The sequence below is a fragment of the Salegentibacter sediminis genome (assembly GCF_002078605.1).
GTDB classification, from domain to species: domain Bacteria; phylum Bacteroidota; class Bacteroidia; order Flavobacteriales; family Flavobacteriaceae; genus Salegentibacter; species Salegentibacter sediminis.
The window spans coordinates 284,071-310,174 of record NZ_MSJR01000003.1 but is presented as its reverse complement, the minus strand read 5'-3'; the positions used below and the strand labels follow the sequence as shown (position 1 = coordinate 310,174).

The window sequence follows — 26,104 nt, the reverse complement described above, 5'->3', positions numbered from 1 at the left end:
GTTATATTCTAAAGACTCCTTTCAATCCCTAATTCCAGTCCACGAAGTTCCGCAAGGCCCCTTAATCTCCCAATTGCTGAATAGCCGGGATTGGTTTTTTTCTGAAGATCATCAAGCATTTGGTGTCCATGGTCCGGACGCATAGGTAATCTATAATCTTTCCTTTCTTCGGAAATTCTTTTTTGTTGTTCCTTTATCAAAGCTTTCATCACAGAATACATATCTACATCCCCATCCAAGTGATCTGCCTCGTAAAAATTGCCTTCAGCATCCCTACGAGTACTTCTTAAATGAACAAAATTGATACGGCTACCAAGTCTATTGATCATTCCTGGCAGATCATTTTCTTTTAATACTCCGTAAGAACCAGTACAAAAACACAAACCGTTATAAGGACTGTCTATAACCTCCAATAAAGCTTTCGCATCTTTCTCTGTACTTACCACCCTTGGAAGTCCTAAAATAGGAAACGGAGGGTCATCAGGGTGAATGGCCATAAAAACCCCAGCTTCTTCAGCAACTGGAATTATTTCCCTGAGGAATTCATGAAGATTTTCTCTTAGCTCTTCTTCACCAATATCCCGATATTCATCCAGAACCGCCTGAAATTGATCCAGGGTATAGCCCTCTTCAGCTCCAGGCAGACCGGCAATAATGTTATTCACTAAAATCTTCCTTTCCTCTTCAGATAGTTTTTCCAAAGCAATTTTGGCTGCCTGCTTTCGTTTTTGAGAATATATCTTTTCTGCACCTGGCCTTTTCAAAATATATAATTCAAAAGCAGCAAATTGAGCTGCATCAAATCTAAGGGCTCTTGACCCATCAGGCATTTCGTAGGCCAAATCGGTTCGGGTCCAGTCAAGGACTGGCATGAAATTATAGCATACCGTATCAATTCCGCAACTTCCCAGATTTCTGATGCTCTGCTTGTAATTATTTAAATATTTCTCAAAATTGCCATTCCTCTTTTTTATTTCTTCATGCACCGGTATACTTTCTACCACTGACCATGTAAGTCCAGAGGCTTCCACCTCCTCTTTTCGTTTAATTATCTCTTGCGTTTTCCATACTTTCCCATTAGGAATATGATGGAGCGCGGTTACAACACCTGTTGCACCTGCCTGTTTTATATCTTGAAGACTAACCGGATCACTGGGTCCGTACCATCTCCAGGTCTGTTCTAATGCCATGTCTATAGATTATACGCCACTAAATGCTCCAAATCCACCATCGACAGGAACTACAATCCCGGTTACAAAAGAGGCGGCTTCCCCAGCCAGCCAATTCGTGACTCCTCGCAATTCTTCAGGTTTTCCAAAGCGCTTCATGGGGGTTTGGTTAATAATAATCTCTCCTCGTGCTGTCAAACTTCCATCTTTCTCCAATAACAGGTTTCGGTTCTGTTCCCCGATAAAAAACCCGGGTGCAATGGCATTCACGCGAAAACCATCTCCATATTTCTGAGCCATTTCTACAGCAAGCCATCTGGTAAAATTATCTACTGCAGCTTTGGCGGCACTATAACCTACTACCCTGGTTAATGCCGATTGCGCAGCCATAGAGGACACATTGATTATACTCCCTTTTTTGAGGCTAGCCATACCTTTCCCAAAAACATAAGTAGGAAGCACCGTCCCTTTGAGGTTCAGGTCATTCACTCTGCTAAAATCTTCCATAGAAAGGTCAAAAAAGTCCTGATCTGGACCAATTGTCGCGCCTTTTAGATTTCCGCCTGCAGCATTAATTAGGATATCGATTTTCTTCCATTGTTTGAGAACTTTATCTCTGGCTTCTTCGAGGCTTTGTTTATCCAGTACATCTGCAATGAGGCTTAAGGCAGTACCATCAGCTTCCTGAATTTCCTTTACACGTTTTTCAACAGTCTCAGGCGAACGGCCCAAAACACCAACCTTTACCCCTTCAGCGGCAAGGCCGTGAGCCATGGCGCCGCCAAGAACGCCATTCCCTCCTGTAATTATTGCTACTTTTCCCTTTAATTTATTCATGCTAATTATTTTATTTATTTCTCAAGGTAGATATTTGGGAAAGGGTCTTGTCAACGCGTTGGGTTAACAATTGATAATCCTTATTAGAAATAATATCTTCAGATATTAGTTTTGAGCCAATTCCAACGCATTTTACGCCAGCTTCAAACCATTTTTCTAAATTCCCTTTTGAAATAGAAACTCCTCCTGTAACCATTATACTTGTCCATGGGCACGGTCCTTTAATAGCCTTCACGAATTCTGGGCCATAAACACTTCCTGGAAAGACTTTCACCAGTTCGCAACCTAATTCTTCTGCCCGTGCAATTTCGTTTAGGGAACCACAACCAGGAATCCACAATATTTTTCTACGGTTACATAGCACTGCAATATCTTCCCGAAGGACTGGAGAAACGATAAAATTGGCTCCCATTTCCAGGAAGAGTGCACCGGAGGATGCATCGCCAATCGAACCCACCCCAAGGATCATTCCCGGCAATTTATCTTTACAATATCTGATAAGCTCACTAAAAACTTCAAAAGCAAAATCGCCACGATTTGTAAATTCAAAAATACGTGCACCACCTTTATAGCAAGCATTAATTACTTCTTTACATACCTGTATGTCGGGATGATAGAAAACTGGGACAAGACCCGATTTTTCCATTTCAACCACTACTTCAATTCGACTATAATCTGCCATGATTTTATCTGTTTATTCGTCCTTCAATATTACCTTTTGCTATTTTCCATATCTCTTCCTCTGAAGCTAAATTAACATCACCAACAATGGTATGTTTTATCGCACAGGATGCATTGGCAAAATCCAGAACCGACTGTTCATCATATTTATCCATAGTAAATATAATACCTGCAACAAAAGCATCCCCTGTGCCTATACGGTCTGTAACCGGATTTATCTCGATTTCATCAGTGGAAAAGTATTGCTGCCCGTTCCAGTACCTGGCATAAATTCGATGGCTTGAAGCACCCTGACTAATCCGAACCTTATCAAACACTTTTTTAATGGAAGGATAGCTTTTCATTAGCTCCTGAGCGGCCTTAATAAAATTGTTTTTATCATTACTAAAATTCGTATTCAAAATCTCATTAATCTCATTAGTTCCTCCGAAAAAGACATTTGAAATTGAAATGAATTCCTGAAGCACCTCCCGGGACCCCCTCCCATAATTCCAAAGATTTTTTCTATAAGTCGGATCCACCGTAATCTCCACCCCTAGTTCTGCAGCTAACCTCAGGGCCCGCTTTAGACCTTGATAGGTTTTCTCGGAGATTCCCGGAGTGATACCGGTCCAATGAAAAATTTTTGCCTCTTTTAAAATATCCTCCCATTTTACATCTTCCCAGTCTATATTGGCAAAAGCACTGGAAAGGCGGTTATAAATAACCTGAGTCGAACGTAATGAGGTGCCTTCTTCCATGAAATACAGCCCCATCGGATGAGGATTCCTCTGGATATGAAGGGTACTTACACCAGATTGCCTAAGAAAGGCCAAGCTACTTTTTCCTATAAAATCATCAGATACTGCAGAAACAAATTCAACCTTATTATCCCAATTGGCCAAAGCCATAGCAACATTTGCTTCGGTACCCCCAAAGAAAAAGTTTAATTGATTACTCTGAGATAACAAACGCTTCCCCGAAGGAGAAAGTCTCATCAAAATTTCGCCAAATGTTATTACCTTCTTTTGTTCAACGTTTGTTTCCATTAGAAATCGAAATATTCATTAGCATTAAAATAACTAATATCAGCGATAGTCTTTCCAATTAAATCGATTTCCCGGGGCAGTTCCCCGGAGGCCATTTCCTTTCCAAAAACGTTACAAAGAATTCTTCTGAAATATTCATGCCTGTTTAGGGATAAAAAACTACGGGAATCGGTGAGCATTCCTACAAAACAACTAAGAAGTCCCATATTGGAAAGTGTATTCAACTGGTTAATAATACCCTCTTTCTGGTCTAAAAACCACCATGCAGCTCCATATTGAACCTTCCCTTTTATGCTGCCATCATTGAAATTCCCGATCATACTAGCAAATACGGCATTATCAGCAGGGTTTAGATTATAAAGTATGGTTTTGGAAAGTTTATTTTTGACATCAAGAGCGTCGAGGAACCTGGAAAGTCCTCTACTGTGATCAAAATTTCCTATGGAATCCCAACCAGAATCCGGTCCTAATTTTTTGAACATTCGGGTATTGTTATTCCTTAGCGCTCCGAGATGGTATTGTTGCACCCAACTAAATTCATGGTACATCTCACCAAGATATAACAGCAGTGCTGTTTTAAATTTATTTACCTCTGTATAGGAAAGCATTCCTCCCTGGAGCTTCTTTTTGAAAAGATTATTTATCTCTGAATCTTTAAACTGCTCAAAAGGTAGATTACCCAAGCCATGGTCAGATAATCGACAAGCATTGGCATGAAAATATTCAATTCGCTTATACAATGCGTCTTTCAGATTCTTATAAGAAGTGATTTCTATATTGGAAATTTCTCCTAATTTTTCTAAATAGGCTAGATAATTTCCTGATTCGATTTGGATCACCTTATCTGGACGAAATGAGGTACTAACTTTAACTTTATAATCACTTTCTTTAATTTGCTTATGATGTTTTAAGTCATCTATTGGATCTTCGGTAGTGCATAGGGATTCAACGTTCATTTTATTTAAAAAGCCTCGACAGGAATTTGAAGGTTTCTCCAATTGAGAATTTATTTCCTCATAAATTCCCTCGGCAGTTTTTTCATTCAGCAGCTTGTCTATGCCAAAATAACGCTTCAGTTCTAAATGGGTCCAATGGTAAATAGGGTTTCTGATTGTGTAGGGTACCGTCTTTGCCCAGGCCATAAATTTTTCCCTATTGCTTGCCTGACCAGTAATGTACCTTTCCTTTACACCATAGGTCCTCATGGCCCGATATTTTGCATGATCGCCCGCCAACCAGAGCTCTGTAACATTCGAATATTGTTTATCTTCAGCAATATCCTTTGGAGACAAATGATTATGATAATCAATTATTGGCAAATCCTTAGAATAGTTTTCATAAAGGCTTCTGGAAAAATGGTTTTCCAGTAAAAAGTCTTCTGTTATGAAGGAAGGTTGGTTCATCATCAATAATTTTAATCGCTATGATAATTTATACCCTTCAACTCCCATCTTTCCTTAAGTAGTTCAAGTTTATGTTGAAATCGTTCAAAACTTTTTTGATCTGGGGATGTCCAACCTACCTCCGCATAGGCAGCCAACCTTGGGTAAATTTGTTTCTCCATCTTTTCTACAGTAGGAATCCACTCACTCCACATTTGAGTGCCTAATCCAAGGATTTTGGCGTGGTACCTTTCTTCAAGGCCTTTAGGTACAGGATCAAAAGCATAAGATTTTTTTAATGGTAGTCGTTCATAAGTGTAGTCCAAATAAGTATCCCAGTGATTTGAGTTCACTACATCATAACCTTCTTCCACAGCTCTATTAATTAATTTTAAATCTCCTTTCCAAAAATGTACGATTGCAGATGAAGCCAATTTTTGTTCTACCTCAAGATCCTCACTTTTGCGTTCCCCATGAATATCATCACCCATAATTTCATTCCATCCCATCATCCTTTTTCCTGCTTCATCGATATAATTGGAAATTCCGTTGGTAAAATAAATTTGTAAATCCACAGGCGTCTTTAAGTTTTTCTTCTCCATATAATTTTGAATTTCTGCATTGTTTTGCCACGTGTCAAAATTTACCTCATCACCTCCAATATGAACTACATTACCAGGAAATAAATTCATTACTTCGTCTAACACATCTTCCAAAAACTTAACAACCTTAGGATCACTTATCAAAAATGAATCGTCCATCTTACCAAAAATAACGGAAACCTCTTTGGTTGTACCTAAAGATCCTAACCATGGATAAGCTGCTATTGCCGCCATGGCGTGGCCGGGCATCTCAATTTCAGGAACAATTTCAATATGAAGTTTTTTAGCATATTCAATCACTTCTTTAATATCCTGTTGCGTGTAAAACCCTTCATGTGGTTCCCCGGTTCTTTCATCGCTTTTTCTTGCCTTTTGAGTATCCTTCCTTTTGGAACCGATTTCGGTTAATTTAGGATATTTCTTGATTTCAATTCTCCATCCCTGGTCATCTGTTAAGTGCCAATGGAATGTATTCATCTTTAATAAAGCCATTTGATCAAGTAAATCCTTTACGACAGCCTTCCCTTTAAAATGACGGGACTCATCCAACATGAAAGATCTCCATGAAAATCTGGCATGGTCGGTTATCTTCAGTTTGGGTAAGGAAATATCTTTTTTATAGGTCATAAATTCAAATTCTTCAGGGAGCAACTGTCTAAAGGATTGTATACCGTAAAATACACCCCTGGCAGTATGAGCTTTAATTGAAATTTCTTGCTCTCCTATTTCAAGTATATAGCCTTCATCCCCTATTACCTCCGGTAAACTTTTATCTATTTCTAAATGGAATCCCTTCCCTTTAGATTTAATCCCGGGTTTTTGACCGAAACCCTTTTTTAGAATTTCTGATAAAAAGTGGGCTTCATTACCGAGGGAATCCTCCGCAATGATTGCCAGGTCTTTATCTAAAATCAGCTTACCTTCGCTATACTCTATGGAATTAGGTTGAGGTATAATATTTATCCCGTTTTGAGCGCTTGTCGGATCTGACCAGAATAAGACCACTAGTAAAAAAAGCTTTATGATTTTCATTGATTTTAAATTTTAAATAAGAATTTCATTTTTATTTAAGACTGGCCGAATTTGAAAGGTTACTTAATAGCAAATTCTCCCTTGATTATAGTTAATTATCTAATTGTTGGTCCTCATAGACCACCTTTCCAGATTTTATAGTTTTTAAAATTTTCAAATTCCCATTAGAATATTCAAAAAGAATAAGGTCTGCTTTCTTGTTGCGCTCAAAACCGAGAGTTCCCAGCTCCATAACTTCTGCCGGTTTTAGGGTACACATTTCCAATGAATTTTCGAGACTTGTAAGCTCATTACGGACTAAATGTTCGATACACCATCGTAAGGTTTTTGCGGAGCCTGCTAACATTTTAGGTGCATTTCTCATCTGTAAGCGCCCGCCTTTTGTCAACTCAATCTCACCTCCTATATGGGAATTATAGACTCCTGGAGGTAACCCAGCAAATTTTGTGGAATCGCTAACTAATAGGCTTTGCCCCTTTTTAACCTTCAAAAAGACCTTAAGGATGGATTCTGGTAAATGAAAGCCGTCAGCAATTAAACTACACCATAAACGCTCATTTGCTAATTGATCCCAGATATAATTAGAATGCCGGGGCAGGCTAAGATGGGTCGCATTCCCCAGATGAGTGGACATACTAGCACCTGCTTTAACTGCTTCAGTTATTTGTTCACCTGTTGCCGCTGTATGCCCAATGGCAACTTTAACCCCCGATGCAACACATTTCTCAATAAATTTGGAGGATTCTGACCACTCTGGGGAAATAGTAATTAGTTTTATTCTCCCCTGGGCAGTGTCCTGCCACTGGCAAAATAATTCCCAGTTCGGAGCTTGAATATAATTTTTGGGATGTGCCCCTCTGGGCCCATCTTTTTTAGAAAGGAATGGCCCCTCCAAATGGATTCCGCCGATACTATCTTCAATCAGAGAATCCTCACAGGCTTTGACAATGCATTTTATTGAAGTATGGATTTTCTCTTTATCGTTAGTGATAAGAGTTGGAAAATAAGTAGTAACGCCTTCCTTCCAAAGATCTTTGGTTAATTTAACTACCTTAGCTGGAGAAAGGCCTTCCTCATTAAAATCAAACCCATTAAAACCATTTACTTGCAGATCCACAAACCCAGGCCCAAGAATTCCTGATGTTGCCTTACCAGAAAATGGACTTATCTTTTGAATGTATCCATCCATAAATTCAATAAGAATAGGGCTTTTATCTTTATAATGCTTACCTACCACGCTTTCCATACTAAATCAATTTAATGATTCCTATCTAAATTTAAATGTAGTTCCTTTACCTTCTCCGGTGGTTCTTTCTTATTAAGGGCTCCATACAGGATAAATAATAAAAAAGAAATAAGGGTAGGACCTCCAATTTCAATGGCCAGGCTTTCAACCGGGAAAATTTTAAGAGCAACAAAAGTACAGAGGCCTCCCAGTATCGAAATTATTGCTGCACGCCCATCACTGTTTGCGAAAACGGGCAAAAGGCCTAAAATCATAGGGATTGAAATTGGCCCCAGTAAGGCTGCAAACCATGCGATAATAAGTCCAAAAACGCCTCCAAAATAACTTGCGTTTAAGGCTACGATTATAGTTAATAGGGTAAAGCTAAATGTGGTAACCCTGGCTAACTTTAAGGCTTTCTTTCGGGAAAATTTTCTGATCTTCGGAAATATTACAGGGAGTATATCCCTACTAATTACCGCAGATACCGTATTTGAATCTGAAGCAGTCATAGACAAGGTATTGGCAAATAATGAAGCTAAAACCAATCCAACTAAACCCTGAGGTAGAAACTCCAATACCATTTTCCCATAAGATAAGGTAGGGTCTTCCATATTTTCAAAAAATATAGGTGAGGCAAACATCGGATAAAGTAAAATCAAAGGCCATATGAAATAAAGAATAGAGGAAGTAATTGCCGCCTTTCGGGCAGTGCTACCCGAAGTGGAAGAAATAAACCTGGTAGCAAGGTTCCAGGTTCCCCCACTATAGCTAAAAAAATTGATCACTAACATCACCAGCATAAAGCTGAAAGTAAACGGATCATGGAAAAAATCAGAATGAGAATCCGGTAATTCCTCCCACATACTGAATATCCCACTCAGTCCATCATCTAACTTAAGGATAATCATAACAAACATAGTTAGCCCTGCTAACAATTGAACAATAAATTGCCCAAAATCATTCCATACATCCGCCCATAATCCACCAATAGTAATATATATTAAAGAAACACCACCTACTAAAAATATTCCCAGGCTGATTGGAGCCCCGCTAAAGACATTCAACAAGACAGCAATAGCCGCTAATTTTCCACCTGTATCAAATATTTTGATTATAGCTCCTGCCCAGGCTATAAGCTGTTGCGTCGAGAGATTATAACGAACTAACAAATATTCTGTTGGAGATTGGATCGATGCAAAAATTCTTAATCTAGACCATCGGGGCGCAATATAAAAAGCTGCAACCAGGGTGGCTAAGCCTACGGTAAAGGCCCACCAAACATATAAAGTAAAGCCATGAGTGTATGCAATCCCGGCATAGGCAACGAAGACCGCCCCGCTATATCCAGAAACATGATGCGACACCCCAGATAACCACCACGGCAGGTTTCCCCCTGCGGTATAAAAATCTGCTGAATTTTTAACGCGAGAATAAGCCCAAACACCAATGCTTATTAGCATTAGGAAATAAATGGAAAGAACAATCCAGTCCAGTAGTAGCATAGTTAGAGAAAATTAAATACTTAGTGTTTTATTGTGTTAATGCTAGATGTTGATAAGCACGTGCATATCGGAAACCAAGGAGCCTCTGAGAAGCACCATCGAAATGAACATTATCATGTCGTGCCTTTAAATCATCAGTTCTAACAAGGATAATATTTGGATCTTTGAATGCAATACTCTCAATCTTCTTATTGATCATTTGCCATAAAAATCTCGTTTCACCGGTAGAAGCGAAAGCTCCTAATTCAGCCGTTATTATGGGCAGTTCCATTTCTCCACTATACAACCGAAAATATTGAAAGAGGGTTTCCAATTTCTGTTGATATTCTGGAATCTTATCTAAAAAGGCATCGCTTTCCCCTTGATGCCATAAGATTCCTTTAAGGCTTCCTTTCTCCATAGCTAGCTGAAGCATCCTGTTGAAATTACTCCTTAATTTTATTCCTTGTATCTGCTCATCATTTAGCCAATAATCAATTGAAGTGCCCCCTACTGCTAAGGGGACCAATGCAATACTTACATCCCTATCTACATTTTTAATGAGTTCCCTGGCAAAGAATATTCCCGAACCAAGTCCGGTGAGAGCAGGTTGATACCGATGAAGAGGAGCCTTGGCTTGAATCCAGTTATCATTGATATCTAATGCAAATATTTTTGGATGTGCAATAGTATCAGTTGCTTCTACCAATCCTCTACCGGCCATATTAGACTGTCCAGCCAATAAAAAAACCCATACATCTTCTTTCTTCGGAAAAGAATCAATTTCCTTTATAATTGTTGGGAAATTCCTCATCCTTTCATTATCCCGGACCTGACTATGCACCCCTTCTACCAGAAAAAAGACGGCAATTATAAATGCATATAAGGGTATGAGACTCACTTTCATCTTAATTATTTCAATTTGACAAGACGATTATATAAAACCTTTACAGGTTCAAGCCTAATCTCATTTTGTTCCTTGATTTCAGCATCATACAAAAACCCTTTCTGCAAGGAGGAAAAACGCTTATTCAATTCTTTTGCCTCTGCAAAGATCTGGTCCAGTTCATCGACAAGTTGGGGAACCTGGTTTGTTGAGAAATCAGGTGAATTATATTTGGCCTCAACCATTTTGAAATCTAAATAATGCATTCTTAAATCAGCCATTAATTTAAAATGCTCGAATTCCTCTTTATTCCTTTTAGGGTTAATCCCATGCAGACGTGAATTTAATTGACTGAAATCATTATACATCTGCGCTATACTTTCACTTTTTGCAGGCTTGGCATTTTGGATCAATTCAGCAGGTCTGGAAAAATAATCCCAAAGTGTCTCTCCCTCCTGTCTACTAATTCCAAAACGTTCTTCAGAATAATTAAGTACAAATTCCTTTGGATCAATTGCATCTTCAGACTTAAGGGCCTGGGCATAGCTTGCTATAAGAATCCTAAATCCAGACATGGGATAAGTATTTCTAATCTGAACCATATCGACCACTTCATATCCCACATCCCAGGTAAAACCATATAGGCCAGTGGTTGACCATGAGGTCATTATTAGCCCCTCATATCCTGCTTGCCGTGCATATGGAATGAAATCCTTTTGGTTAGCAAAGTGTGTTTTCCAGTCTGTAATATACCAGTTATCCGGATGGCTTCGGATCGAAGGTGCTCCCCAGAATGTAAATCCTTTTTCCTGTAGCTTGGGGATATCTCCAAAGTGGTTAATCTTCCATCCGTAATTCCAATCCACAAAAATGGTTTCTTTGGGAAGTTCCTCGGCAGCTTCCGGATATTTCAAAATAATATCAGCCCACATAACCGGTTTTTTTCCCAGATCTATTACTATTTCGGCTATGGCTTTCATATGATCTACAAAAAGCTTAGACTTCCCCTGTTCCTGGACCTTTTTCTGGCAATCTTCACAATGCCCCAAAAGATAGGTTTCATCCCCTCCAATATGTATATAATCTGAATTATGCATTTGCGCTAAATCAGTGAAGAGGTCTCTGAACAATCCTGCACTTTCTTCAATTTTTATCGGGCAAAGTTGCGATATATCTTTTCTGTCCTCTTTAAGATAACTATAGCGAGGGTTTCTTAGAATATATTCCACATGTCCTAAACTTTGTTGAAGTGGAATTACCTGGATTCCTATCTCTTCACAATAGGCAATAAAATCCTCAATTTCCTTTCTTGTATAAGAATATTCATTGGATATTGTGGCATGTTTTTTATACGGATAAGTGCCCTCCCATTCCATGACCAGGGTATTTAAACCAAGCTCAGCAATTTCATCAGCAAATTCCTTTAAAGCTTCTGGAGTCATAATTTGAATACGTAAATCCAAATGAAAACCCTTAACTTCAAAATCTTCATCATTAGGCTTAGACTTTTCCTGGGTACTTCCTAAAAATGGAACGAATAAGAGTGAAACAATCACTATTAACTTTGATAGGTCTTTAAAACTCCGCATTGTCGATAATTTATAATACATTAAATTCTTTTTTTGAAATTTGTCCAAAGGCACTCAACTGTTTTGCATCCGGATTTTTTACCAGGAGAAATACTTCCTCCTCCATATTTTCAGAAAATTTCACTCCTATCCCATCCTTATTTGATTCCAACTCCATATCCAGCTCAATTTGATTCGGAGCAATGACAAGTATTGAGTGTGTTACTCCCTTTTCTTTGAATTTATAAGAAACTATAGGAGCCGCAATATGCGTTGCATTTTTATTAATCAGACCATTTTCTATAGCTACACTTTGATATAAATCTGGGTTAGGAGTTAGTATCTTAAAGGCATTGCTCCCTGACTTCCACAAAAGGTTTTTTCCCTGGTTAGAGAACTCCCCATCAGGGAAATGTAAAAGTAATTCATAATCATGTTCAAGATCGGTATTAAAACAATCGTGAAGAATGACAAACTTCGATTTAACAATTGCTAAAGTGCGAGTCCAGCTTACCCCTGAATTCACTTTCTTTGATTTGGGAGAAAGCATGCTACACGAAGAAAAAATCTCATTTTCTTCCAGTTCCAATACTTTATTTTCAGTTTCTCTTTTTGATGCCCATAAAACGTCGGTAGATGTTTCAAAATCACTTTGCCCATCAATTAATACCGTATTATGAGCTCTGGAGGTTCTATACCACGATACTAGTTTAGGGTCATCATAATTACTAACTCCACTTTCAACGATAATGGGACTGTTACTATACCACAAGGTAAAGCCTAATCTGCCGGCATGAGAATGAGCGCCAATGGTTTTTGCAGGATTACAGGTAGCATACCAGGCATTCTCCTTACCTAATGTCCGGAAAACGGCAAATTGGGTTTCCTCAAACAAAGCTGAATTTCTTCCCTTAATAGAAGTCTCTAAAATATCCTCAAGAATATCTATGCTCGGCCCTATAGGCATTTCATAGGAATCATTTATTGGGGGCATGGTTTGATTAGGCTGAGCAACTGTTTTCATAAAATCCCCCATTTTTATTAAAAAAGATTTTAGATTTCTAGGTACCGGGATATTATTACTTTCACCTATTAATAAAAAATCCCTAAAAATATGTGTCTCAAAAGGATAATAGCCAAACATCTGTTCTACATTACCTCCATCGGTATAAAAAGCATTGTTAAGATGGTGCTTAAGAATGGTAATTCCCGTATTTTTTAATTCCCCTGCGTTTTTAAAATGGGGGAAAAACACTCCCAAATATAGCATGGCCAAGCCTCCATGAACCTGATGATTGAATTCATTTAATTCCTGTCTTCCAAACCAGTTAACTAATACTTCTCCATGTTCTTGCAAAGATTTTTCTATAACTTCCTTATCTTCTTTCTTTAATTGTTCCTCTGTTAGAAAAAGACACCAGGTCCAATGGATAGCTCTCCAGGCGGCCTGCATATCTCTCCAATTATAATTTTTTTTGAGGCCATCTTCTGAAAGTGGGTTTTCCCGGATCCACATTGAAATATAATGCATCATCGTTTCCGTATAGGATACCTCCTTAGTGAGGAAATACATTCTGGCAAAGGATGGAAGAAAATAAAAACGGTTTAACCAAACACTTTTTTCAACTTGAGTATCCTCATAAATATCCCACCCAATGTTAACCCCAAATTCTTTTTCAATTATTCCATTCTTAACCAGATCAGTAATCTCCTTATCATTTTCAGTTCCCAATAATTCCATATGAACTAATTTCCCCCCTTGATCTTTTGGAATTATTTCTCCGATCTGATATTTCTCTATATATTTAAAAAAAGGGAAGTTGCTTTTCTTAAGATCTTCTGCAAGCAGCCCTATATTTATATAAGAATTACTTGCCAGGAATGGATTAATACAGCAAATCCCAAGCCCACCAGTAACAGCTAATTTTAAGAACTCTCCTCTATTAGTTCTCATAGTTCAACTTGTTTTCGATTTTCTCAATGGCTGAACTATCAAAATAAAAGGAACATCCATGATGTAACCGAAGAATAGATGCCGGACAACTTTCATCGATTTCTCCTGTTAGGGTGTGGTAAACGGCATCAGCCTTATTCTCACCGGTTACAATACAGAATAACTTTTTCCCTTTCATTAAGAACGGAATTGTTAAGGTGATTGCATTTTTGGGAACATCTTCTAATTCGTCAAAACACTCATCATTAACCTGTTGTTGCCGGCAAACCTCATCAAGTTCTACTATCTTTATTATCTTAGAATCATTAAAATCGGCGACAGGGGGATCATTAAAAGCAATATGGCCATTTTCACCAATCCCTAAACACACGACATCAATAGGTTCTTCTGTAATTTTTTCTTCAAATTTCGAGAGTTCTTTTGCATTAGACTGACTATCGATAAGGTGTACTTCTCCAACATTAATTTTTGAGAATAGATGTACTTTCAAATATTCAGAAAAATGTTGTGGAGCCTCTGAAGGTAATCCAAGGTATTCATCCATGTTGAATGCTATTACCCTCTGCCAATCGATTTTATTAGAATTAACAAGATATTTTAAGGTTTCATCCTGAGAGGGTGCTGCGGCAAATACTATTCTAATGAACTTTTTCTCCTTCTGGATTCTGTTTATTTCATCTTCAATAGCCTTACCAGCTGCCTTTCCTACTAACTCTTTAGTGGGGTATACATTAATATTTAACTTTGAAAAAGTATCGGTATCCATCTTTAAATTTTAAAAGTTATAAGTGCCAGAATAACACTTACTTTGTGAAAAAGGGAACCGGAAGCATAATCTTCCGGGATTCCCATAAGGAACTACTATAATATTAAATTAAAGGACATTAGCTAACCCTAGCAGTTCCTCCAGACCTGCCCTCTTGAACTATTAAAAAATACCTTCTGAGACTGGTTAATTAGTTAAATTGATATAATTTGTCACTTAATTCATGCAAGGTTTAAACCTGTATTTATTATAGAATTTCAACCTTGTCTATTATGATCTCTGCTTCTTCCATATTGACTGGTGGGTTACCTCGAAAAAGCCATAAATTGATCTTCAAACGTTCATTGCTATCCGGAGGAATATTCTCTCCAGTATAGGTCCACGAATGAATTATATCCTCAGCTTTTGGTTCCAGACTATGGCCATAACTACTTCTAAAGTCGATACTAGTAGGTTTCCAGTCAAAAAAATGGGTGGTTAAATGGTTTTCTCTTGGAGTAATATCAAATCGTACTTTATTCCCGGCTAAATAGGAGGGTTGTACTGCAAATTGCGCATTTTCATTATCTGGATCAGCCCATCTGGTGAACTCAATATCTATTTCCTCTTCATCATTCATATAGGTAAAGAGACCGGCAACAACATTCTCATCCAAATTATTGACATCACTGCTTACATAAAAAACATACTTATTATGACCATAAGATCTTCTTAGGTCTACGCCTGAACAGTACCAAATCCCCTGACGTTGAACAACTTTCAGGTGTAATCTACCTTGCTCATCCACCCATACATTTTCTTCTGAAGAAGAAAAGTAGTTAGGCCCAGGACCTTTTTTGGTGGCTTCGGTATCTCTTACTATCCATTCATATCCCGAAAATTCAATTATACGATTGGTCTTAATTGGATCAACTACCTCATCATCATTGGTCTGGCTGCAAGATGAAAAAGTTATTAAGATCATTAATAACCCAATTAAACGGGATTTATTAAAGTATTTAATTTCTTGTTTTAACATTTTTTACTGAATTAAGATTTCCACGTCAAATGCATCTAAGCGGGCTCCTGCTCTGTCTTTAGCCGACACCTTGATCATATCTTGATCACCACTTCCATCATTAATATATAGGAGGTTCATAACGTCGATATCCAACTGGGTAAACTGATCTCCTTCTTTTAATACATTGGCTCCTTTAATTAACCAACCATGTTGAGGTGCTTCTTCTATGGTGTATATCACATCCTGCGGTCCAGCTCCTTCTATTAATAGATTATCAGTTTTGAGAACTACCGTTCCTTCTCTTTCTACAGTAAAGCCGTTATTATTTTCTATGGTAAGCACTGAATCCCCTGAAGCAAGTGTAGCAATGAGCATTGGCATATTATAATCGGTATTCTCTTTTGAAGCCAAATCATCGGTTTCGTCACTTCCAGCAGCACCATCCAACATAAAGGATATTTTTCCTAAATCTTCCTGTTCGAGAAAGTAGTCGGTAATATTATAGTTAAAGGCTGCTACTTTTGTCGTAATTATACTCGCAATGGGATCTGCCTCCGGGAAGGTGGCATTGTTCCAGGTTAATTCATTTTCAGTCCATAAAGTATCCTGAACCGAATAGAGGTCTAAATTCACTCCTTTCGCATGAGTAAACCTTACGGCTATTTCGAATTGTAGATCTGTTATAACCCCTTCTTTGTCAAAATCATTAAGGTCAAACATTAAAAAAGCTTTACGATCATAAAGTCCGTCTCCCGTAACATTTTTCACTTTTAATAAAGGATCATTCCCGAAATTAGCATCCTTTTGCGACCCTCCATTTACATAAGCATCATGTAACGGAAAAATAGTATCTCTTACAATTGAAGGGTCTGGAGCATTAATATCTCCAGTTAATGCAGAAAAATAAACAATAGAAGGCACTACATGAATAACGCCATTGGTAGCCTCTAAATTCGAAGTAGTGATTTCCCACTGCCTGTTGGTACCTTGATTAACCAGTCCCGTATAGTTCGTATTATGAGACAAATATATCACCTGACCATTAACTGTTTCATAAGCAATAGGCTTATTGCTCTCCATTAGGTCAGGATTATTAAAGTTAACAGGAGTATTAACAATATGGTAGCGTAGCATATTCCTCAAAATTGGTACAGGAATTTGATCTAAAGATGCATAAGCATTTTCCTCTAAATAGGTTTTAAAAGCAGCATTGGTAGGCGCAATAAAAGTACGCTCATCTTGCTGCTCATAATAGGTTTTCAAATCAGCAATTATGATGGCTTCACTCAATAAAGTCAAAGAATCGTGAGATTGAATGTATTCCCAGGCAGAAATACCAAGTGGTCCAGAAGTATTGCTTTTCTTGTAGTTGAAATCTTCCTGTATTTCACAACTATTAAAAGCAAAGATTGCCATCGTTGTCAAAATACCGATTCCGATTGTTTTTATTATATTTTTATTCATCGTTCTAATTATTAAGAGTCAATAAGTTTTTAATCGTAAAACGAATTTTGTTGAAGGTTTGGATTACGGTTAATCGCATTTTCATGGATAGGCCAAACCAAATTTCCTTCAGCACTAAGTCCATTTATGGGATTCATAACTTCAATTGCCTTGCCGGTCCTCACCAGGTCAAACCAACGATGGCCTTCGAAGGAAAGTTCAATAAGACGTTCCTGTAAAATAGCTGACTGAACATCACCGTATAAAGCCGATGCTTCAGCCTGATCCAATTCGGACAAGCCGGCCCTTACTCTTATTTTATTTAATAAGTCTAAAGCTTCTTCTACTTCTCCTAACTGATTATGAGCTTCGGCTTTGAGAAGGATGATATCCGCCAATCGGAATAAAACGATATTATTAGCAGAAGGGTCAGGGCTTTCATCGTTAAAGCCTTCTCCAAAAAATTTCCAAACTTTAGTGGGCTCTTCCTGGGTGACATCATATATTAATTCCTGCCTAAGATCACCTTCCTCAAAGGAATTTCTGAATTTCTCACTAGGGAAATAATCACTATCAGAACCCAGGGCATATAACACCCGCATCATATTAGTTTGAGTTTCATTAAACCCTATCTCAAAAATACTCTCATTTGAAAATCCAGTGGTAAAGATCTTAGACCAATCACTAATATTTACCAGGGAATACATCCCGTTGTCCATTACCCGTTGGGCCGATTCTATGGCTTTGGAGTACTCTTTTTTCCACATATAAAAATGTGTCAACATAGCATCTGCTCCTCCTTTTGTAATTAAAAGACGGTCTCTCTCCCCTCCAAACTGCTCCCTGCAATTCTGGCTGGCAAACAATAAATCAGCTTCAATTTGATCCAAAACAAGTTCCTGGTCCGTCCTTCCAATGAAAATCTCCTGGTTTATACTTTCATAAGGTTCGGTTATTAAGGGAACATCCCCCCATATCCTTACGGCATAGAAATAAGATAGAGCGCGTAATGCTCTTGCCTGTCCAACTAATTGGGTTCCAAGTTCACTCTCACCTTCAAAAACATCAGGAATATATTTTATAGCATAATTAGCTCTGCTAATGGTTTGATAAAGCGAATTCCAACTTGCAGAATTAAGAGTTGGATTTAGATTGTTTTGTTTTAACAACAAAGGTTCTCCAGAGTGGTTGGTTTGTACTGCATCTGCCCTGCCTTCACCCCAAAAAGCGAAGTTTCTGGAAAAAGTTGATTGCATGGCATCATAAATACCGTACACACCTGCCTGAGCATCACTGGCAGTTTTATAAAAGCCTTGAGCAGGAAAGCTGCTAATAGGGTCCTTCTCAAGGACATCTTCAGAGCAGGAAGTGCTTCCTATCAAGAAAAATAGTGCGAATAGTTTATATATCGTTTTCATAGTTATTTTGTTTAAAATCCAAATTTCAATCCTAATATAATAGTCCGGCTTTGAGGGTACGATCCTTCATCAATACCTGCTCGTAATCCACTGTATGAGTTTACATCAGGGTCAAAACCAGTATATTTTGTCCAGGTTATTAAATTTGATGCCGTTAAGTACGCGTCTAAAGAGTTCATACCAATCTTTTCGATCACAGTACGAGGGACACTATACCTTAGATTTACATTTTTAAGTTTTAGGTAAGAGCCATCTTCCACCCATCTGCTTTGAATCCTACTATCAGATTGCATAGGATCATCCCTGACAGGTTTAGGAAAATCAGTAATATCTCCTTGTTCTCTCCACCTGTCTAATGCATTAGTAGAAAGGTTATTATAGCGAACTACAGAGTTTCTTTGATGATTAATCTCACTATAAATATCATTTCCATAAGAAAACTGAAAGAAAACATTCAACGAGAAATTCTTATAAGAGAAATTGTTAGCTATCCCTCCAAAAAAGTCGGGTTGTGCATCTCCAATTATTTGTCGGTCATCCTCATCAATGATATTATCTCCATTTAGATCATCCCAAATGGGATCCCCACCTTTGAATTCTTTACCTAAGGCTCCATTGGTTATACCATTAACATTATCTTCATCACTGGCATACACTCCTTCAAATTTCCATCCATAAAAAGTACCAATTGGTAATCCTTCTTTAAGAATATGGTAGCGCCCATTTTGGATGTAACCATTAGTTAACAATTCTTCAGGCAGGCTTTTAACGACATTTCGATTAGAACTTATGTTGAAATCGGTGCTCCACTTAAAGTCACCGGTAAGGTTCCTTGTAGACAAAAGAAATTCCACACCTTTATTTTCGATGGTCCCGATATTCTGAGTTATATAGCCAAACCCAGTGGTTCTAGGAATTGGAACATTATACAAAAGATCTTCGGTTCTTTTTAAATAGGCATCAGCAGTAAATAGTATCCTGTTGTTGAAGAAAGAGAGATCCATACCCGCATTATATTGAGTTGTGGTCTCCCAGGTCAATCCGGAATTAGGCATTACTGTTGGGGCAGCCCCTGAATAATCAAGGTAATTTGTACCTACGGCAAATTCCCCCTGCGAAGTATAATTACCTATGGCTTCATTTCCTGTCTGACCTGCACTAAAACGAAGTTTTCCATCGCTTAAGCCTCTAAATTCACTTAAAAAAGCTTCTTCAGAAAACCGCCATCCTACAGAGGCAGATGGGAAGTACCCGAACCTTTGATCTTTACCAAATCTGGAAGAACCATCTGCGCGAACATTAACTTCAGCGAGATATTTACCCATATAATCATAAGAAACACGACCAAAATAAGATAACATTGAATGTTCTCCAGCTATGTTAACCTCTTGGTTGGAAATAGTTCCTGCAGCATTTAAGGTTCTTATATCATCACTTGGAAAAAACATCCCGTCAAGTCCAGTTCGTTCATATATCCAATCCTGATAACTTATCCCTGCAACTGCGCCAAGATTATGGTCATTACCGAACTGTCTTTGAAAGCTAAAATAATTTTCTGTTCCCCAGGTAAGATTATGAATTGCCCTAACTGCTCCAGAGTTATAGCCTGGACGATAGTCCAGCGAAGACGGCATGAATTCATCCTCTTTCATTGTTACAAGGTCAAGATTCAAATTACTCCTAAAAGTAAGTCCTTCGATTATATCAATTTCAACATATTCATTTCCGATTATCCTGTTGCTTTTATTGGTGTGAGTTGCTAATTCAGCTAATCCTACAGGATTTCTTTTACCCCATTGATATCCATTGAGCGAACCATCTGGCAAATACATAGAATAAGAAGGTGGACGAATCAACAATTCTCTAACAACACTTAAATTCCCCCGACCAGCAGCATTGATCCTGTTATTGTGTGAATTGGAATAAGAAATACTTTGACCGACCCTTATTCTATCTGAAACTTCAAAATCCACATTCAATCTAGAGGTAACCCTCCGAAAATTGGAGTTTAGAATAATTCCATCCTGATCCAAAAATGATGAGGCCCAGGAATATTTCACTTTTTCAGATCCTCCTCTAACGGCAAGATCCACCTTATACTGAGGAGCGACTCTAAGGACTTCTTCTTGCCAGTCCACATCCCCATTATTCTTTGGATTCAGCGAATCGAGTACAGCCGTGGTGGGCTCCACTGGATTATCCATATTCTGATATGAATCAATTATCACTTCTCTATACTGACTAGCATTCAGCACACTTAACTTCCTGGTTATTTCACTTACTCCTGCACTAACTTCTAGTGAAATTTCAGCTTTTCCTTCACTCCCTCTCTTTGTAGTAATCATCACCACTCCATTTGCAGCCCTAGAACCGTATATGGCAGTGGAGGCAGCATCTTTTAAAACCTCTATAGATTCTATATCCCTGGGATTAATATCAGCCAATGGGTTAAGACCAAAATTTTCCGTTCCATTTAAGGAAGAAAGACTGTTTGATTCGATAGGCACTCCATCGATAACATACAAAGGTGAATTCCCCGCATTCAGGGAAGAGGCCCCTCTCACCCGAATAGACATTCCTCCTCCCGGCGCTCCGGAATTAGAAGTTACCTGAACTCCAGGAGCCCGGCCCTGCATTATCGAAATTGGATCCTGCAAGTTCGTTTGCTCTATCTCCTCGGAACCCACAGAGACCACTGATCCGGTCAGATTTCTCTTTTTCTGAACACCATATCCTACAATTACCAATTCTTCCAATTCGTCTGCGGAAGGAACAAGGTCAACATTAATTTGATCTTGATTCCCTACCACTATTTCCTGAGGTTCGTAGCCCATGAACGAAAACTGAAGAACATCTGAAGGCGATTCTATATTAATGGAATAACTCCCATTAATATCCGTAGAGACTCCTCTAGAAGATCCTTTTAGTAATACATTGACACCCAACATAGGTTCGTTATTACTGGCATCCATCACCACCCCTGTGATTGTTCTTTCTTGAGAATACACTGAGTTACTTATAAAAAGTAAAAGGATCGGTAACAAGACAAAAACACTCACTTTCCTTGTAGTTCTGGAAAAGTTATGGTCATCTTTTCTCTTCATAATTTAATTGTTAAATAGTTTTTAAAAACGGTTTTCTGATCACCTAATAAGCCAAATATATTATTTTTAATTCATAATGCAAACGTTTGCGTTAAATTTTCCATTAAAATTTTTAACAATAATTTGCTTATTGCTCTCTCATTACCTAATTTTATTAATGTTTAGTTAAAAATTATACGAAGAAAATAATTTGAAAATTACGTATTAAATTTATTTTAACGCTTATAAAGCAAACGTTTGTTATAATTGCAAAATGAAAAAGTCTCGGATTACACTCAAGGATTTAGCAAAAGAATTAAATTTAGCACCATCCACAATTTCAAGAGCCCTGGGAGATCACCCCGCAATAAGTGAAGCCACCAAAACAAGAGTGAAGGAAAAGGCAGAGGAATTAGCCTTTATACCAAATTCAATAGCTTCCAGCTTTAGAAGGAAAAAAACGCGATCAATTGGTGTGGTTGTACCTCGAATAGATGTACACTTTCACTCATTGGTCATTAGTGGAATTGAAGAATATGCATATAAGAAAGGATATAATGTAACCATCTTTCAATCAAAGGATTCTTTAACCAGAGAAAAAGAAATTACAAAAATCCTTCAAAACAATATGGTGGAAGGAGTAATTGCGTGTCTTGCCATCGAAACCAAAAGAAGTGATCACTTTAAAAATTTAAAAAAAATAGGGATACCCCTGGTATTCTATGATAGAGTTCCATCAGATTTCGAATCCAACAAGATTGTTATCAATGATTTTGGAGCTGCTTTCCAGGCAACCGAACATCTAATAAATATTGGATGCAAAAATATTGGGCATATCGCAGGGCCTCAAACCACGGGGATTTTTAAGGCTCGGTTGGAAGGCTATAAGGCCGCACTAAAGAAAAATGGTTTGCCTTTCCATTCCGGTCTGATCAAGTATGCAAATAATTTAAGTTATGAAGAAGGAGTCTCTTGCGCTAAAGATTTTCTTAAATATAAAGAACCTTTAGACGGTATTTTCTGTGCCAATGATTACACGGCTATAAGTGTGATTCAGGTATTTCAAAAAGCTGACTATAAAATTCCCGATGACTTATCTATTATCGGTTTTAGTAATTATCCCATCTCAAGGATTATCGAACCTAATTTAACTACTATTAATGATAGGGCTTTCGAGATGGGACAGGCTGCCGCCAAATTGATAATTCGTCAAATCGAAGATGAAGAAGTCCTTATTGATTCAGAAACACAAAGCATCAAAACAGAATTAATAATAAGGGAATCTTCTATGAAAAAGAGAGCTGTTTAAGACCATCCTAGGTTTGAAAACAATTCTAAATTTCATCAGTTAATTAAACCTTCCAAAACAAAAAAGCCTCTTCCCACAAAGCGGGAAAAAGCTTTAGCAAACCGAATTTTAATGGCTAATCCCAAAACAAGATGGCTTCCTTAATTTCGAATGGCCAGGGAATTCACTGTATTTCACTTTAAAACTATCTAATAGTTAGAGAGTTTAGTTATTTCTCTGGAAACCTGAGAAAAATAAAATGAATCCCCTAGGTATATGTTCTTCCAAATTTTTATAATACCTCCTTTTTAATGTAATTTCTCAATCACCCGCTCCGGATAATCGGTAATGATTCCATCTACTTCCAATTCTATCATTCGGGAAATATCCTCCTGAGTGTTCACTGTCCATGGAATCAACTTCATATCTAATGCTTTTACCGAATCCACAAATTCCCGGGATTCCACCAATCCAAAATATGGATTATAATTGTCGGGTTTAAAATCCAACTTAGCAAGTTGCCTTGGGATACCGACACCACTTATTAAATATCCTACTTCCATTTCTGGATAAGCTTTATTAAGGTAATTTAATATCCTTGTATCAAAAGACTGAATATTACTGAAATCATTGATCTTCTTTTCTGAAACCACAGCCATAACTAAGTTCACAAACTCTTCGGGAAAAGGTTGAAACTTTCCATAATGTTTCTCTCCTGATTTTAGTTCAATATTATATTTTATAGGTTGATAGTTGTGTTTTTGAATGAAAGTCTCCACACTGTCAATTAGCTCGCTTAATAAGGGTTTATATGAAGCCATTGCTTTTTGATCTGGAAACAATTTATTCCCTTTTGAACCGGCATCAAATTTCCGAATACTATCATAGGCCATGGTATAAAAATTATATTTCTTTTGATCGGCTTCAGGTATAGAGTCTCCCGACGGATCCAACATGTATAGCGAATGCATATATGGTTCATGAGATACCACTACTTTGTTGTCTCCAGAGATCACTACATCCAATTCAATAACATTGGCTCCCTTTTCAATGGCACTATAAAAAGATCGAATTGTATTTTCAGGATAACTACCCCTATCTCCCCGGTGTCCCTGCACCTGAATGTTATTTTGTTGAATATTATCGCCGGTGGATTCACTTTCCCTTTCCTGAGTGCTTTTACAGGAAGAGATAATCAAAACTGCAACAAGAAGATTTAAAAAAGATAATAATTTCATTGTACAATATGTTTAAAAATAAGTGTTTAAGAAAACCATAAATAGGACTAGTACCAATAGGAGCATCAAATATTTTAATCTTCTCATCTCAAAATATTAATCTATTAAAACAGGGAGTGAAGGACCTACCTCAGCCATCTCTTTATAATTGAAATTCAGGAGTTTGGCAACGGTAGCTGCTACCTGAGTGGCGAAGTACTGATCCCGGGATTTTGCTTCGCCCAACTCTTTCACATTATTTCCGAATGCTATAAACCAGCTTTGCTCGGAGTTCCTTATTGACCTGCCATGATGTTTCCAGGTATTTTCCTCCGTTGCTTCTTCTCCTCTCCCATGGTCTGTGGTGATTACAAAGGTGGTTTGATCTTTATAAAAGGGATCAGACTGGACAAATTCCCAAAGCTCTCTTATCATCTTATCGGTTTTGTGAGCAGATTCAAGATACTTTTGGTAGTTGCCTTCATGGGCAAAGTCATCGGTTTCACCATAGGCTATATAGGTAACCAGAGGTTTGTCATACTTCAAACTTTCAAGAGCATAATTATGAGTGAAAGTATCGAACCTTACCGTGCCCCACCTTTTGGGAAACTCATCCTGAATTTTGTTAAGCAGGAGCTCATTTGGACTTGGGTTTTCCCTTAAACTATGACGATACCCGGCATTTACAGACAGCTTGCTTCGCTCCTCATTCAAAATATAGGGAAAGACATCCCAGCTACCAAAAGCCCTGATTCTACCCTGATACTCCTGACTTTCATTCAGGATTTCCAGCAGAGTTTTATTCGGGTTATTGAGCTTGCTGTTGTCTTTTATATTCTCGTCGTCGGGGTTTCCAGTAAGGATCTCGTTGTATCCCGCATAAGAAAGCAAAACTTTATTCTTTAGGCTGAATTTATTGCCTAATTGGCGATTTCCCAGAAATACTCCTTTGTCTACCGCCTCATTCCAGAAGAAGGGAAACAAGGCTTCCCTTCTTTTTTTCTCCTCAGGTTTCCAGAACTTTTGTTTTAGTTCTTCCTTGCTATATACAAATTTAGCTTCGTTAATCAACAAGCTGTCTGCTCCCTTATATAATTCCTGCCATCTAAGACCATCAATGGTAATCCAAATCACCTTATTTTCCCGTTGAGCAGTTAGGGAAACTGATACAAGCAGAATTAATATAAAAACATATTTCTTCATCTCCTTCGTCTTACTCAGCTTGCTGATACACCCTTACATAGTCTATTTCAAAGGTATGAGGGAAGGCGGCATCATCTATCCCTTGCTGACCTCCAAGTCCGCCTCCAATAGCCAGGTTGAGGATAAGGAAAAAGGGTTTATCAAATGGCCAGGCACCTTCTCCGGTTCCATCATTTTTGTAAATGAAATATTCTTCCCCGTCAACATAAGAACGTAATTCGTTCTTATCCCATTCCAGGCTATAAACATGGAATTCTTCTGTAGCAGTAGGCAGATACATCTTTTCCCCTACTTGCGTGCCAATCAAGTGATTGTAATCTTTGGTATGTACGGTTGAAAAAACGGTATCAGGATCGTGGCCAACATGTTCCATTATATCGATTTCCCCCATATCGGGCCATTTTACTGAATCATCGGAAGAGAGCATCCATATTGCCGGCCATGTTCCTCTACCTTCCGGCAATTTGGCCTTTACCTCAACTTTGCCATATTTCCAGTCCCCTTTACCTTTGGTAATAAGACGCGCCGAGGTATATTTTTTTCCTTCTTTATCTTTTATAATCGCATTGATTTTAAGAGTCCCATCGCTAACATAACTATTCAGGCTGTCTCTGTCAGTATGGAATTGCGCTTCATTATTCCCCCAACCCCAATCATTCCCTGCAGTATCATGGGTCCATTTAGAGGAATCAGGTAATCCTGTATAGTCAAATTCATCATTCCAAACCAGTTCCCAGGTGGCATCCAAATTTTGTCCTTCCTTAAAGTCTTTACTCTGTTTACAAGCTACAAAGCTCATAAACAGAGTAAAGATCACTGAATATCTTGTCAATTTCAT

Annotated in this window: 20 protein-coding genes; 1 reads left to right on the top strand and 19 read right to left on the bottom strand. The window is 38.0% G+C overall.

The window, feature by feature from the left end:
• Positions 1 to 8 precede the first annotated feature (8 nt).
• From uxuA to BUW93_RS07450, 16 genes are all read right to left on the bottom strand, one after another.
• Positions 9 to 1,190 carry a mannonate dehydratase gene (uxuA, locus tag BUW93_RS07525; RefSeq protein WP_081210699.1) on the bottom strand — a complete coding sequence of 394 codons (1,182 nt, stop codon included), beginning with the start codon at positions 1,188 to 1,190 and terminating at the stop codon, positions 9 to 11.
• A 9-nt stretch (positions 1,191 to 1,199) separates the two neighbouring features.
• On the bottom strand, positions 1,200 to 2,006 hold the full coding sequence (locus tag BUW93_RS07520) for an SDR family oxidoreductase (RefSeq protein ID WP_081210698.1): 807 nt from the start codon (positions 2,004 to 2,006) through the stop codon (positions 1,200 to 1,202).
• 10 nt (positions 2,007 to 2,016) lie between these two features.
• On the bottom strand, positions 2,017 to 2,688 hold the full coding sequence (locus BUW93_RS07515) for a bifunctional 4-hydroxy-2-oxoglutarate aldolase/2-dehydro-3-deoxy-phosphogluconate aldolase (protein WP_081210696.1): 672 nt from the start codon (positions 2,686 to 2,688) through the stop codon (positions 2,017 to 2,019).
• A gap of 4 nt (positions 2,689 to 2,692) precedes the next feature.
• Positions 2,693 to 3,715, bottom strand: coding sequence for a sugar kinase (locus BUW93_RS07510; protein ID WP_081210694.1), 1,023 nt, complete (start codon positions 3,713 to 3,715; stop codon positions 2,693 to 2,695).
• Complete coding sequence (uxaC, locus tag BUW93_RS07505; RefSeq protein WP_081210692.1) at positions 3,715 to 5,118, bottom strand: glucuronate isomerase; 1,404 nt, start codon at positions 5,116 to 5,118, stop codon at positions 3,715 to 3,717. Before uxaC ends, BUW93_RS07510 begins: the two co-directional genes overlap by 1 nt.
• Before the next feature lie 11 nt (positions 5,119 to 5,129).
• On the bottom strand, positions 5,130 to 6,731 hold the full coding sequence (locus BUW93_RS07500; RefSeq protein WP_081210690.1) for a beta-N-acetylhexosaminidase: 1,602 nt from the start codon (positions 6,729 to 6,731) through the stop codon (positions 5,130 to 5,132).
• A gap of 91 nt (positions 6,732 to 6,822) precedes the next feature.
• Positions 6,823 to 7,977 (bottom strand): N-acetylglucosamine-6-phosphate deacetylase, encoded by a 1,155-nt coding sequence (locus BUW93_RS07495; protein WP_081210688.1) that lies wholly within the window; start codon positions 7,975 to 7,977, stop codon positions 6,823 to 6,825.
• Positions 7,978 to 7,988: 11 nt separating this feature from the next.
• Positions 7,989 to 9,461 (bottom strand): sodium:solute symporter family protein, encoded by a 1,473-nt coding sequence (locus BUW93_RS07490; RefSeq protein WP_081210686.1) that lies wholly within the window; start codon positions 9,459 to 9,461, stop codon positions 7,989 to 7,991.
• A gap of 28 nt (positions 9,462 to 9,489) precedes the next feature.
• Positions 9,490 to 10,347 carry a sialate O-acetylesterase gene (locus BUW93_RS07485; RefSeq protein WP_081210684.1) on the bottom strand — a complete coding sequence of 286 codons (858 nt, stop codon included), beginning with the start codon at positions 10,345 to 10,347 and terminating at the stop codon, positions 9,490 to 9,492.
• 5 nt (positions 10,348 to 10,352) lie between these two features.
• Complete coding sequence (locus BUW93_RS07480; RefSeq protein WP_198536994.1) at positions 10,353 to 11,936, bottom strand: family 20 glycosylhydrolase; 1,584 nt, start codon at positions 11,934 to 11,936, stop codon at positions 10,353 to 10,355.
• A complete protein-coding gene (locus BUW93_RS07475) occupies positions 11,926 to 13,848 on the bottom strand; it encodes an alginate lyase family protein (RefSeq protein ID WP_081210682.1) in 1,923 nt (640 codons plus the stop codon). Before BUW93_RS07475 ends, BUW93_RS07480 begins: the two co-directional genes overlap by 11 nt.
• Positions 13,838 to 14,614, bottom strand: coding sequence for a glucosamine-6-phosphate deaminase (locus BUW93_RS07470; protein WP_081210680.1), 777 nt, complete (start codon positions 14,612 to 14,614; stop codon positions 13,838 to 13,840). The genes BUW93_RS07475 and BUW93_RS07470 overlap by 11 nt, the downstream gene beginning before the upstream one ends.
• Before the next feature lie 247 nt (positions 14,615 to 14,861).
• Positions 14,862 to 15,578, bottom strand: a complete 717-nt coding sequence (locus tag BUW93_RS07465; protein ID WP_157893295.1) for a LamG domain-containing protein — start codon at positions 15,576 to 15,578, stop codon at positions 14,862 to 14,864.
• A 57-nt stretch (positions 15,579 to 15,635) separates the two neighbouring features.
• Positions 15,636 to 17,078 (bottom strand): CBM96 family carbohydrate-binding protein, encoded by a 1,443-nt coding sequence (locus tag BUW93_RS07460; protein ID WP_198536993.1) that lies wholly within the window; start codon positions 17,076 to 17,078, stop codon positions 15,636 to 15,638.
• Between the two features lie 29 nt (positions 17,079 to 17,107).
• A complete protein-coding gene (locus tag BUW93_RS07455) occupies positions 17,108 to 18,475 on the bottom strand; it encodes a RagB/SusD family nutrient uptake outer membrane protein (RefSeq protein ID WP_081210676.1) in 1,368 nt (455 codons plus the stop codon).
• A gap of 11 nt (positions 18,476 to 18,486) precedes the next feature.
• A complete protein-coding gene (locus BUW93_RS07450) occupies positions 18,487 to 21,579 on the bottom strand; it encodes a SusC/RagA family TonB-linked outer membrane protein (RefSeq protein WP_081210674.1) in 3,093 nt (1,030 codons plus the stop codon).
• Between the two features lie 253 nt (positions 21,580 to 21,832).
• On the opposite strand from BUW93_RS07450, the gene BUW93_RS07445 reads away from it, so the two are divergent.
• On the top strand, positions 21,833 to 22,867 hold the full coding sequence (locus tag BUW93_RS07445) for a LacI family DNA-binding transcriptional regulator (protein WP_081210672.1): 1,035 nt from the start codon (positions 21,833 to 21,835) through the stop codon (positions 22,865 to 22,867).
• A 287-nt stretch (positions 22,868 to 23,154) separates the two neighbouring features.
• Here BUW93_RS07445 and BUW93_RS07440 read toward each other — a convergent pair whose 3' ends face one another.
• From BUW93_RS07440 to BUW93_RS07430, 3 genes are all read right to left on the bottom strand, one after another.
• The gene (locus BUW93_RS07440; protein ID WP_081210670.1) at positions 23,155 to 24,084 is read right to left on the bottom strand and encodes a glycerophosphodiester phosphodiesterase family protein; all 930 of its coding nucleotides are present in this window, start codon (positions 24,082 to 24,084) and stop codon (positions 23,155 to 23,157) included.
• 96 nt (positions 24,085 to 24,180) lie between these two features.
• Complete coding sequence (locus BUW93_RS07435) at positions 24,181 to 25,266, bottom strand: alkaline phosphatase family protein (protein ID WP_081210668.1); 1,086 nt, start codon at positions 25,264 to 25,266, stop codon at positions 24,181 to 24,183.
• A 10-nt stretch (positions 25,267 to 25,276) separates the two neighbouring features.
• A complete protein-coding gene (locus BUW93_RS07430) occupies positions 25,277 to 26,104 on the bottom strand; it encodes a glycoside hydrolase family 16 protein (protein ID WP_081210786.1) in 828 nt (275 codons plus the stop codon).

Bases quoted from the DNA above. Each gene is read 5' to 3' on its own strand.
- uxuA (WP_081210699.1), bottom strand. From the start codon at position 1,190: ATGGCATTAGAACAGACCTGGAGATGGTACGGACCCAGTGATCCGGTT.
- BUW93_RS07520 (WP_081210698.1), bottom strand. From the start codon at position 2,006: ATGAATAAATTAAAGGGAAAAGTAGCAATAATTACAGGAGGGAATGGC.
- BUW93_RS07515 (WP_081210696.1), bottom strand. From the start codon at position 2,688: ATGGCAGATTATAGTCGAATTGAAGTAGTGGTTGAAATGGAAAAATCG.
- BUW93_RS07510 (WP_081210694.1), bottom strand. From the start codon at position 3,715: ATGGAAACAAACGTTGAACAAAAGAAGGTAATAACATTTGGCGAAATT.
- uxaC (WP_081210692.1), bottom strand. From the start codon at position 5,118: ATGAACCAACCTTCCTTCATAACAGAAGACTTTTTACTGGAAAACCAT.
- BUW93_RS07500 (WP_081210690.1), bottom strand. From the start codon at position 6,731: ATGAAAATCATAAAGCTTTTTTTACTAGTGGTCTTATTCTGGTCAGAT.
- BUW93_RS07495 (WP_081210688.1), bottom strand. From the start codon at position 7,977: ATGGAAAGCGTGGTAGGTAAGCATTATAAAGATAAAAGCCCTATTCTT.
- BUW93_RS07490 (WP_081210686.1), bottom strand. From the start codon at position 9,461: ATGCTACTACTGGACTGGATTGTTCTTTCCATTTATTTCCTAATGCTA.
- BUW93_RS07485 (WP_081210684.1), bottom strand. From the start codon at position 10,347: ATGAAAGTGAGTCTCATACCCTTATATGCATTTATAATTGCCGTCTTT.
- BUW93_RS07480 (WP_198536994.1), bottom strand. From the start codon at position 11,936: ATGTATTATAAATTATCGACAATGCGGAGTTTTAAAGACCTATCAAAG.
- BUW93_RS07475 (WP_081210682.1), bottom strand. From the start codon at position 13,848: ATGAGAACTAATAGAGGAGAGTTCTTAAAATTAGCTGTTACTGGTGGG.
- BUW93_RS07470 (WP_081210680.1), bottom strand. From the start codon at position 14,614: ATGGATACCGATACTTTTTCAAAGTTAAATATTAATGTATACCCCACT.
- BUW93_RS07465 (WP_157893295.1), bottom strand. From the start codon at position 15,578: ATGATCTTAATAACTTTTTCATCTTGCAGCCAGACCAATGATGATGAG.
- BUW93_RS07460 (WP_198536993.1), bottom strand. From the start codon at position 17,078: ATGAATAAAAATATAATAAAAACAATCGGAATCGGTATTTTGACAACG.
- BUW93_RS07455 (WP_081210676.1), bottom strand. From the start codon at position 18,475: ATGAAAACGATATATAAACTATTCGCACTATTTTTCTTGATAGGAAGC.
- BUW93_RS07450 (WP_081210674.1), bottom strand. From the start codon at position 21,579: ATGAAGAGAAAAGATGACCATAACTTTTCCAGAACTACAAGGAAAGTG.
- BUW93_RS07445 (WP_081210672.1), top strand. From the start codon at position 21,833: ATGAAAAAGTCTCGGATTACACTCAAGGATTTAGCAAAAGAATTAAAT.
- BUW93_RS07440 (WP_081210670.1), bottom strand. From the start codon at position 24,084: ATGAAATTATTATCTTTTTTAAATCTTCTTGTTGCAGTTTTGATTATC.
- BUW93_RS07435 (WP_081210668.1), bottom strand. From the start codon at position 25,266: ATGAAGAAATATGTTTTTATATTAATTCTGCTTGTATCAGTTTCCCTA.
- BUW93_RS07430 (WP_081210786.1), bottom strand. From the start codon at position 26,104: ATGAAATTGACAAGATATTCAGTGATCTTTACTCTGTTTATGAGCTTT.